Consider the following 9,296-nt stretch of genomic DNA (forward strand, 5'->3'; position numbering starts at 1 on the left):
GGCCTCAGAAGGTGTTGATGGAGATGCCGGCGAAGATCTCGTCCGAGCTGAGCTTGTAGCCGAGGCGCAGGCTGACGGGCCCCTGCCCGAGCCGCTTCTGCACCGCCAGCGTGGTCTCGTGGTAGTCCTCGCTGCCGCCGCGAGACAGCTCGATCCCGATATTGGCAGGCGCGAAGGTCACCTGCCCCAGCACGAACCAGGACCTGTGCACGCTGCTCGCCTCGGCCAGCCCGTAGATCGAGCCGAAGGGCGTGGCAGTCCACCGGTCGACCGCGACGCGCAGCCCCGCCTCCACCTCGCGCGCCTCGCCGTCGCTGCGGCGCAGGCCCACCGCCGGGCCTAGCCGCACCGTCGCCGGCGCCTCCAGCGGCAGGGTATAGGCGAGGAAGGTGGTGCCGGACCGGCCGCCCTCGTAGTTCGAGAGGGTCGTCCCGTAGCTCAGCGCGCCGCGGCTGGCGGTGGCGACGGCGGATTGGGTGCGATCGCCGATGTCGGCCTGGGCGAAGAAACCGTCGGCCGCCGCGGCCGGCGCGGCGGCCCCCGCAAGGCAGGCGGCCAGCGCGAATGTCAGCTTGCGGAACATGGCAATCCTTGTGCGGCACACGTTTAAGTGCAGTATTAACCTTCCTCTACAGCCTGCGCTAGTGGCGCCGACACCGCGCGGCGCGACCGGGGCCCGCGCGGCTTGCCGGGGCGCCGCGGCTGCCCTAAGCACGGGCGGTCCCTGCCCCGCCGCGCGCCGAAAGGAGCTGCCATGCTCGATGTGCTGACCCCGCTGGCCCACGAGGCGGGGGATCTGGCCCTGTCGCATTTCCGCAACCTCGGCCGCGATGCGGTGGCCGAGAAGGGGCCGCTGGACCTCGTGACGATCGCCGACCGCGAGGTCGAGGCGCTGGTGACCAAGCGCCTGCGCCAGGCCTTCCCCGAGGACGGGGTGCTGGGCGAGGAGGGCGGGCACACGCGCGGCACGTCCGGGCGGGTCTGGATCATCGACCCCATCGACGGGACGTTCAACTTCGTGCGCGGCCTTGATGACTGGGCGGTGTCGATCGGGCTGATGCAGGACGGCCGGCCCGTCGCCGGCATCGTCCACGCGCCGGCGATGGGCGTGACGCTGTCCGGCGGCGTCGACGCGGCGCCCTTGCTGAACGGCCGCCCGCTCCCGCCGCTGACGGGCTTCAGCCGGGACCGCGCCTTGGTCGGCGTCGGGTTGGGCCAGTCGGTTCCCGCGCCCGAGCGGATCGAGATGCTGCGCGTGCTGATGCAGGATCTCGGCATCGTCTTCCGCCACTGCAACGCCACGACCATCTCGCTGATCGAGCTGGCGACGGGCGAGGTGGACGGCCATGTCGGCTATGGCGAAAGCGCGTGGGACGTGATGGGCGCCTGGCCCGTGCTGACGGCGCTCGGCGCCGTCTCGACGGTGGACTGGGCCAGAACGCCGCTTGATGCGAAGCTGCGCTTCGTGATCGGCAAGCCCGAGCTGGTCGAGGCTTGCCGCAGTCTTGGGCGCGAGGCTTGGCTCAGCCCTGCGGCACCTTGACCTCGCCCTCTTCCTCGCCGTCCCAGTAGTGGACGCGCACGGCGTGCACATGGATCAGCGCCATGCCCGGCGTGTCGATCCCGTCGGGGAACCACCGCTCGATATCGGCGGACCAATGCTCCTTGAACGCGGCCTTGTCGTGGATGATCCGCGCCTCGCCCTCGACCGCGACGAACAGCGGCGGCGCGCCGAGGATGCCGGCGCGGCCCTGGAAGGACAGCGCGACATGCTTGTCGCGGGTGATGTCGGCGACGGTGCGGGTGTCGTCATAGGTGAAGTAGTAGCTGTCGCCGTCCCACTCCACCTCGCTGTTGTTGCTCATCGGGCGGGTGGCCAGCTGGCCGCCCTCGGTCCTGGTCGTCAGCATGGCGAAGTCGATCTTTCCCATCGCCTTTGCCAGATCATGCAGCGTCTTGCCGGCCATGATGTCTCCTGCGGGTTGCGGTTGCGCGTCAGGTGAACGCGGCCCGCGCCCCATTCGTTGCGCCGCCCTGCCCTGCACTGCGGCAGCCGCGCTGCAACGGCTCATTTTATGCATGCGGCGGGCTGACAAGCCCTGCGCTTGGGCCTAGACAACCTGAACGAGGGTTAGGTGACGAGGCGATGATGTTTTCCACAACCTGTAGGCGCGGCGCGCCGGCGAGGGCCGAGGCATGAAGATCCTCGTGACCGGCGGGGCCGGCTTCATCGGCTCGGCGGTGGTGCGCCTTGCCGTCGCGCGGGGACATGAGGTCGTGAATCTCGACGCGCTGACCTATGCCGCCAACCTTGAGAACGTCGCCTCGGTCGCGGACGCGCCGGGCTATGCCTTCGAGAAGGCCGACATCCGCGACCGCGCCGCGCTGGACCGGATCCTCGCGCAGCACCGGCCCGACGCGATCATGCACCTGGCCGCCGAGAGCCATGTGGACCGCTCGATCGACGGGCCGGACGCCTTCGTGCAGACCAACGTCATCGGTACCTTCAACCTTCTGGAAGCCGCGCGCGCCTACTGGACCGCGGCGGGCCGGCCCGAGGGCTTCCGCTTCCACCACATCTCGACCGACGAGGTCTTCGGCTCGCTCGGGCCAGAGGGGCAGTTCACCGAGGACACGTCCTATGATCCGCGCAGCCCCTATTCGGCCAGCAAGGCGGGCAGCGACCACCTGGTGCGGGCTTGGGCGGAAACCTATGGCCTTCCGACGCTTCTGACCAACTGCTCGAACAATTACGGCCCCTTCCACTTCCCGGAAAAGCTGGTGCCGGTGGTGATCCTGAAGGCGCTCGCCGGCCAGCCGATCCCGGTCTATGGCGACGGCGGCAACGTGCGCGACTGGCTCTATGTCGAGGATCACGCCGACGCGCTGCTGCTGGTGCTGGAGAAGGGTGCGGTGGGCCGCAGCTACAACATCGGCGGCGAGAACGAGGCGAAGAACATCGACCTCGTCCGCACCATCTGCGCCCACATGGACGAGCTGCATCCCGAAGGCGCGCCCCATGCCGAGCTGATCACCTTCGTCGCCGACCGGCCCGGCCACGACCGCCGCTACGCCATCGACCCGACCCGCATCCGTACCGAGCTGGGCTGGCGCCCTTCGGTCACGGTCGAGGAGGGGCTGCGCCGCACCGTCGAATGGTATCTGGCGAACCGCGACTGGTGGCAGCCGCTCCTCTCGCGCGAGGGCGTCGGCACCAGGCTGGGCGCGGCATGAACGGCCTCCTCGTCTTCGGGCAGAGCGGTCAACTGGCGCGCGAACTCGCCGCGCTGGCGCCCGAGGCGCGCCTCTTCGGCCGCACCGAGGCCGACCTGACGAACCCCGAGGGTTGCGCCGCGGCCATCGCCGCCGCCCGGCCCGCCGCCGTCGTCAACGCCGCCGCCTATACCGCCGTGGACCGGGCCGAGACGGATGCCGACGCCGCGCGGCTGGTGAATGCGGACAGCCCCGCCGCGATGGCCCGCGCCTGCGCCGCGCTTGGCATTCCCTTCCTGCACGTCTCGACCGACTACGTCTTCGACGGCAGCGGCGAGGCCCCCCGCGCCGAGGATGCGCCGACCGGCCCCCTGGGCGTCTACGGCGCGACCAAGCTGGCCGGCGAGGCGGCGATCCGCGAGGCGGGCGGGCAATGGGCGGTGATGCGGACCTCCTGGGTCTTCAGCCGCCACGGCGCCAACTTCGTCAAGACCATGCTCCGCCTCGGGGCCGAGCGGGACCGGCTGACCATCGTCGCCGACCAAGTCGGCGGGCCGACCCCGGCCGCCGACATCGCCGCCGCGGCGCTGACCATGATCGGCGCCATGCGAAACGACGCCTCGAAGGGCGGGCTCTACCATTTCGCGGGCGCGCCGGACGTGTCCTGGGCCGATTTCGCCCGCGCGATCTTCGCCCGCGCCGGGCTGTCGCCCGAGGTGGTGGACATCCCGACCTCGGCCTATCCCACCCCGGCCCGGCGGCCGCTGAACTCGCGGCTTGATTGCAGCCGCATCGCGCAGGATTTCGGGATCGCGCGGCCCGACTGGCAGGCGGGGCTGGCCCGCGTGCTGCAAGAGCTGGAGACGACGGCATGACGACACGGAAAGGCATCATCCTGGCGGGAGGCTCGGGCACGCGGCTCTACCCGATCACGATGGGCGTCTCGAAGCAGCTCCTGCCGCTCTACGACAAGCCGATGATCTACTACCCGATCTCGGTCCTGATGCTGACCGGCATCCGCGAGATCGCGATCATCACCACGCCCGAGGACCAGGCCCAGTTCCAGCGCCTGCTGGGCGACGGCAGCCAGTGGGGCCTTGCCTTCACTTGGATCATCCAGCCCTCGCCCGACGGGCTGGCGCAGGCCTACATCCTGGCCGAGGACTTCCTGGCCGGCAGGCCCTCGGCAATGGTGCTGGGCGACAACATCTTCTTCGGCCACGGCCTGCCGCCGATGCTGCACGCCGCGGATGCGCGCATCTCCGGCGGCACCGTCTTCGGCTATCACGTCGCCGATCCCGAACGCTACGGCGTCGTCGATTTCGACGAGAACATGCGCGCCCGCGCCATCGTGGAAAAGCCCGAGGTGCCGCCCTCGGATTACGCCGTCACGGGTCTCTACTTTCTCGACGGCACCGCGCCCGAGCGCGCGCGAGCCGTTCAGCCCTCGCCCCGCGGCGAGCTGGAGATCACCACCCTACTCGAGACCTACCTGCACGAGGGCGCGCTTCAGGTCGAGCGGATGGGCCGGGGCTTCGCCTGGCTCGACACCGGCACCCATGCCAGCCTGCTGGACGCGGGCAACTTCGTGCGCACGCTCGAGACGCGGCAGGGCCTGCAGACCGGCTCGCCCGAAGAGATCGCCTTCGGTGCGGGCTGGATCACCGCCGACGAGCTGCGCACGCAGGCCATGCGCTACTCGAAGAACGCCTATGGCGCCTACCTGCTGAAGCTGCTGGACTGAGGCCCCGCCCCCGACCGGGCCAAGTTGCGTTTGCAATGGGCTCGAGCGGGGCCGATAGTTGCGCGACGACGACAGCCGGGGGAACGGCCGGATGATCACCATCGTTCACGCCGCCGACCTACCCTGCCGCCCCGAGGACCTGCCGCGGGACGCGCTGGCCGAGGCCGGGATGCTGGTCCTCGCGGGTCCGGGCGGCGCCTTCGACGGGCTGGACCTGCCCGAGCCGCCGGGGCGCGTCGGCGGGCGGATCATCCGCCTTCAGCACATCTTGCCCGAGCCTTCGGCCTTCGCCCTCCTCGCGGACGCCGTCCGCCTGCTCCGCCACCTGCCCGCACCCTGGGGCGCGCTGCGCTACCGCCGGACGGGCACCCCACCTGCCGCGCTGGACGAGGGGCGGGAGGTGGCGTGGCAGATCGGCGACAACGGCGAGATCACCGCCTTCCGCCTGTCGCCCGGCGCGGCGGACGATCCGCTTCTGCCCGTGCTGACGCGCGAGCTGGCCGGCCGCCCGCTCAGCGACTCGCGCCGCTTCGACTTCCTCGCGGCCGCCCTGACCGCCGCCTCGGCTCCGGCCGGACCGGACGCGGCATGAAAAGCGCCGACCAGCTCTGGCGCGAGATCGCCGGACCAGAGCGAACAAACAAGCGGCCGGACTTCCGCGTCGATCCCGACTTCCGCGCGGACCCGTCGGACCGCAGCCACCGCAGCCGCTACAGCGAGCTTCGCGAGAAGGCGCCCCATATCGATGCCGGCCTTGCCGCGCTGATCATCCACCCGGACCTCAAGGCGCTTTTCGAGGCCGGCGATCCCGACGCGCTGCACCTGGCCTTCGAGCTGATCCAGCTCGGCGCGCCCGTGGACGTGACCGTGGCCGATTTCTCGATGCAGGCCTATCTCGACTGGCATCCCGACATCGCCCGCGCGCGGATGAACCCGCTGATGCACTACCTTCGCTATGCCACCATCGAGGGCCGGCACCGGGCGCTGGCCGACCTGCGCAAGGGGCTGCATCTGGGTGCGCAGCCTTTCCTGCCCGAGCGCGAGACGGTGCTGATCTGCGTGCACGAGCTGTCGCGCACCGGCGCGCCCGTGGTGGGGCTGGACCTGGCGCGGCAGGCGAGCCTCAGCTGCAACACCATCGTGGCGACCCATCAGGCCGGCCCGCTGCTGGACGCGTTCCTGCCCCACTGCTGCGCCGTGCAGGTCCTGAAGAACCCGCTGCGCGAGCTGCCCTATGTCCCCTTCCCGGCCTTCCGGCAGATCGACCGGGCGATCCTGAACTCGGTCGAGAGCGTCCTCTTCGTCCATCCGCTTGTGGCCGCGAACATTCCCTTTGCGGCCTATATCCACGAATACGCGGACAACACCGACGCCTGGAAGATGGCCTGCATGACGACCTTTGCAGACCTCCTGGTCTTCGGCTCGGACCATGTCCGGGACACCTGGCGCGGACGCTTCGACGATGTCGGCTTCGACGCCCGGACCGACAGCACGATCATCCCCCAGCAGGCGCTGGTCGAGGGGAATGTCGGCGCCGCCCGCCGGACCGCGGCGCGGCAGGAGCTGTCGCGGGTGCTGAAGCGGGATCTGACGGATGTCCGACTGATCTGCGGCGCCGGCAAGATCCAGATCCGCAAGGGCACCGACATCTTCGTGCAGGCCGCGCAGATCGCCGCCGGGATCGACCCGGACGCGGTCTTCGTCTGGATCGGGGACGGGCAGAACCACCAGGACCCCCATTTCGGCGTCTATCTCGACGTGCAGATGCGGCAGGTCGGGGCGGGCCGGCCCGGGGGCAACCTGTTCTTCCTGCCGGCCGGACCGCTCTACCCCGTGCTTCTGGATGCGGCCGATGCGATGTTCCTGTCCTCGCGGCTCGATCCGCTGCCCAACGTCGTCTTCGACGCGCTGCGGCACGGGGCGAGCGTCGTCTGCTTCGACGGCGCCACGGGCTTTTCGGATGCCCGCTACTGCGCCTCGCCCCGCATCCGCTGCACGCCCTATCTCGATCCTGCCGCCGCCGTGCGGGCGCTGCTGGAGCTGCCGCGCAAGGCGGACGGTCCCGACGTGGCGGCTGAAGACCCCGCGCCGGACCCGTCGCTCTTTCTCCGGCTGGACCGGGCGCTGCGGGACCGGCTGGCGCGCCAGCGCAGCTTCGTGCTGGGCGCAAGCGCGATCGACAGCCCCCTGCTCTTCACCACGTCCGAGGCCGACCGCCCCCTGCGCCGGCGCGAGCGCGAGAAGATGCTGGGCTATGGCCGCCGCCTCCTCTGGCGCGACATCGAGGACGCGCGCGCGGCGGTGGCCGCCTCAGGCAGCTGGATGCACCGGCGCATGCGGGTCGAGACCTATGCCGAGGTTCCGGCCGACGACCCCCGGCTGCCGCGCTTCTCGATCCATGTCCATGCCTACCACACCGACGATCTCGGGGCAGATTTCCGCGACTTCGCCGCCTTCGCCCGCGCCGACCGCATCGTCGTGACGACAGACGCGCCGGCCAAGGCCGCGCAGGCCCGTGAGGCCGCCGCCGCGCAGGGTCTCAGGATCGAGACGCTGCTGATGCCGAACCAGGGCCGCGACATCCTGCCCTTCCTGCGCCTGTTCGGCGACGGCGGGGCGGCAGGGGGGGACGGCATTTGGTGCCATCTCCACCAGAAGAAGTCGCTCCAGACGACCGATCGCGGCGATGTCTGGAAGCGGTTCCTGCACCGCATCTGCCTCGGCAGCGAGCGGGCGCTGTCCTCTGCCCTTCTGCACATCGCCGAGCCCGGCACGGGACTGGTCGCGCCCTTCGATCCCTATGTCGTCGGCTGGAACGACAGCCACCGCAGCCTCGGCCGGATCGCGGACGCCTTCCCCGGCCCCTTCCCGCCCGCGCCGCTGCTCTTTCCGGTCGGCAACATGTTCTGGACGCACGCCGCGGTCGCCCGCGAGATGCTGGCCCTCTTCGGCGAGGACCACCCCTGGCCGAACGAGCCGATCCCGACGGACGGGACCGAGTTCCACCTGATCGAGCGCCTCTGGCCCGCCATCGCCGCGCGCATGAACCTCGCCTCGGTCTTCCTTCACAAGCCGGACGAGGCGAGGAACTAGATGGTCAAGCTGATCGTGCATATCGGCCTTCCCGGCACGGGATCGGACGCCCTCGCGGCGCGGCTCGAGGCGTCCCGGCACGCGCTGCGCGCGGCGGGCGTGGCCGTTCTTGGCGCATGGCTGGAGCATGTTCCGGGGGGCGGCGCGGCGCCGTGGCAGGCGTCGGGCGGGGTATCTGCCGATCCGGCCGAGGCCGCGGACGCGCTGTTCCCGCTGCTCTCCCGGGCACTGGACGACACGCAGGACGCCGGCGGCCGTCTCGCCATCTGGAGCAACGGCGATCTCTGCGCTGCCGCCACGGTGCCGGCGCTGCGCCGCCTGGCGCAGACTGGCCACGAGGTCGAGGTGCAGGGCTACGTCCCCCGCCACGACCGCTGGCTCACCGGCTGCTATGCAGGATGGGCGCTGCGGCAGAGGATGGCGGCGCGTCCCGTTCCCGCCTTTGCCGACTGGCTTCAGGCGCAGGGAACCTGCCCTGCCCTTGCGGACCAGCTTGCGGCGTGGGAAGCGGCCATCGGCGCCTCGCTTCGGCTCTTCAACGCCGAGGCGGCGGGGGATGTGGCGGCGCATTTTCTCGCCCTGAACGGCATTGCCGACCTCGTCGCGCCGCAGCCGGACGCGCCTGACCTGGGCCGGATTTTCCCCACCAACCGTCAACTGGCCGATGTCGCCGCCGCGCAGGCCGCGGACATCGCCGCCACCAACGCCATGCTGGCGCGGCAGGGCCAGCCTCCCTTGGGCCCGGCCGGTCCCTCGCCCTGGCCTTTCGACCCGCTGGCGCTGCGCCTCGTGCGCGCGCTGGCCGAGGAAGCCGGTTCGCACGGCGAAACGGAGGTTGCCGCACTCGCCCGCCAGTTAGCTGCGAGCGAGCGGCAGGTGCAGGCGCTGTCGGTGCAGCTGCGCCGCCTCGCCGCCCCGCGCGCCGAGGAGTTCGCGGCGCGGCTGCGTCTGGCGCTGGCGCTGGACGATCCGCAGGCGCTGCTCTCGCCCGATGCCGTCGCTGCCGAGGTCCAGCGCCTGCGCACCGACCTGACCGCGGCAGAGGCCGCGGCCGAGGCGGCGCGCCGCCGCGTCGCCGCGCTGGAGTCCAGCACCTCCTGGCGGCTGACGGCACCGCTTCGGACCCTCGGGCGGCTGATGCGCCGCCCTGGGCGGTGAGGGCTCAGATCTCGCGCAGGTCCGCGGGGATCAGCGCGTCGGGCAGGTTCTGGTAGCAGACCGGGCGCAGGAAGCGGCGGATCGAGAG

At 71.1% G+C, this 9,296-nt stretch carries 9 protein-coding genes; 7 read left to right on the top strand and 2 right to left on the bottom strand.

All coding sequences use genetic code 11. From position 1 onward, the window contains the following. Window positions 1–4: 4 nt before the first annotated feature. Complete coding sequence (locus BLP73_RS17140) at window positions 5–583, bottom strand: hypothetical protein (RefSeq protein ID WP_090747662.1); 579 nt, start codon at window positions 581–583, stop codon at window positions 5–7. 171 nt (window positions 584–754) lie between these two features. Here BLP73_RS17140 and BLP73_RS17145 point away from each other — a divergent pair, with 171 nt between their 5' ends. After that, window positions 755–1,543, top strand: coding sequence for an inositol monophosphatase family protein (locus BLP73_RS17145; protein ID WP_090747665.1), 789 nt, complete (start codon window positions 755–757; stop codon window positions 1,541–1,543). Here BLP73_RS17145 and BLP73_RS17150 read toward each other — a convergent pair. Next, window positions 1,524–1,967 carry a pyridoxamine 5'-phosphate oxidase family protein gene (locus tag BLP73_RS17150; RefSeq protein WP_090747668.1) on the bottom strand — a complete coding sequence of 148 codons (444 nt, stop codon included), beginning with the start codon at window positions 1,965–1,967 and terminating at the stop codon, window positions 1,524–1,526. The two genes, BLP73_RS17145 and BLP73_RS17150, sit on opposite strands and share 20 nt — an antisense overlap. A 229-nt stretch (window positions 1,968–2,196) precedes the next feature. Here BLP73_RS17150 and rfbB point away from each other — a divergent pair, with 229 nt between their 5' ends. From rfbB to BLP73_RS17180, 6 genes are read left to right on the top strand one after another with little or no spacing between them, the layout of a single operon-like run. Continuing rightward, window positions 2,197–3,234, top strand: coding sequence for a dTDP-glucose 4,6-dehydratase (gene rfbB / locus BLP73_RS17155; protein ID WP_090747671.1), 1,038 nt, complete (start codon window positions 2,197–2,199; stop codon window positions 3,232–3,234). After that, the gene (gene rfbD / locus BLP73_RS17160; RefSeq protein WP_090747674.1) at window positions 3,231–4,088 is read left to right on the top strand and encodes a dTDP-4-dehydrorhamnose reductase; all 858 of its coding nucleotides are present in this window, start codon (window positions 3,231–3,233) and stop codon (window positions 4,086–4,088) included. The genes rfbB and rfbD overlap by 4 nt, the downstream gene beginning before the upstream one ends. Then, on the top strand, window positions 4,085–4,957 hold the full coding sequence (rfbA, locus tag BLP73_RS17165) for a glucose-1-phosphate thymidylyltransferase RfbA (protein WP_090747677.1): 873 nt from the start codon (window positions 4,085–4,087) through the stop codon (window positions 4,955–4,957). The genes rfbD and rfbA overlap by 4 nt, the downstream gene beginning before the upstream one ends. Before the next feature lie 58 nt (window positions 4,958–5,015). Continuing rightward, the gene (locus tag BLP73_RS17170; RefSeq protein ID WP_090747680.1) at window positions 5,016–5,549 is read left to right on the top strand and encodes a hypothetical protein; all 534 of its coding nucleotides are present in this window, start codon (window positions 5,016–5,018) and stop codon (window positions 5,547–5,549) included. Beyond that, window positions 5,546–8,050: a rhamnan synthesis F family protein gene (locus BLP73_RS17175; protein WP_090747683.1), complete on the top strand. Its 2,505-nt coding sequence runs from the start codon at window positions 5,546–5,548 to the stop codon at window positions 8,048–8,050. The genes BLP73_RS17170 and BLP73_RS17175 overlap by 4 nt, the downstream gene beginning before the upstream one ends. Continuing rightward, window positions 8,051–9,208 (top strand): hypothetical protein, encoded by a 1,158-nt coding sequence (locus BLP73_RS17180; RefSeq protein WP_090747687.1) that lies wholly within the window; start codon window positions 8,051–8,053, stop codon window positions 9,206–9,208. It abuts the gene before it with no gap. Window positions 9,209–9,296 lie beyond the last annotated feature (88 nt).

This window comes from Paracoccus tibetensis, from assembly GCF_900102505.1.
GTDB lineage: Bacteria > Pseudomonadota > Alphaproteobacteria > Rhodobacterales > Rhodobacteraceae > Paracoccus > Paracoccus tibetensis.

What these genes read in the sequence shown, in the direction of transcription:
- BLP73_RS17140 (WP_090747662.1), bottom strand. Translation starts at nt 583, where the DNA reads ATGTTCCGCAAGCTGACATTCGCGCTGGCCGCCTGCCTTGCGGGGGCC.
- BLP73_RS17145 (WP_090747665.1), top strand. Translation starts at nt 755, where the DNA reads ATGCTCGATGTGCTGACCCCGCTGGCCCACGAGGCGGGGGATCTGGCC.
- BLP73_RS17150 (WP_090747668.1), bottom strand. Translation starts at nt 1,967, where the DNA reads ATGGCCGGCAAGACGCTGCATGATCTGGCAAAGGCGATGGGAAAGATC.
- rfbB (WP_090747671.1), top strand. Translation starts at nt 2,197, where the DNA reads ATGAAGATCCTCGTGACCGGCGGGGCCGGCTTCATCGGCTCGGCGGTG.
- rfbD (WP_090747674.1), top strand. Translation starts at nt 3,231, where the DNA reads ATGAACGGCCTCCTCGTCTTCGGGCAGAGCGGTCAACTGGCGCGCGAA.
- rfbA (WP_090747677.1), top strand. Translation starts at nt 4,085, where the DNA reads ATGACGACACGGAAAGGCATCATCCTGGCGGGAGGCTCGGGCACGCGG.
- BLP73_RS17175 (WP_090747683.1), top strand. Translation starts at nt 5,546, where the DNA reads ATGAAAAGCGCCGACCAGCTCTGGCGCGAGATCGCCGGACCAGAGCGA.
- BLP73_RS17180 (WP_090747687.1), top strand. Translation starts at nt 8,051, where the DNA reads ATGGTCAAGCTGATCGTGCATATCGGCCTTCCCGGCACGGGATCGGAC.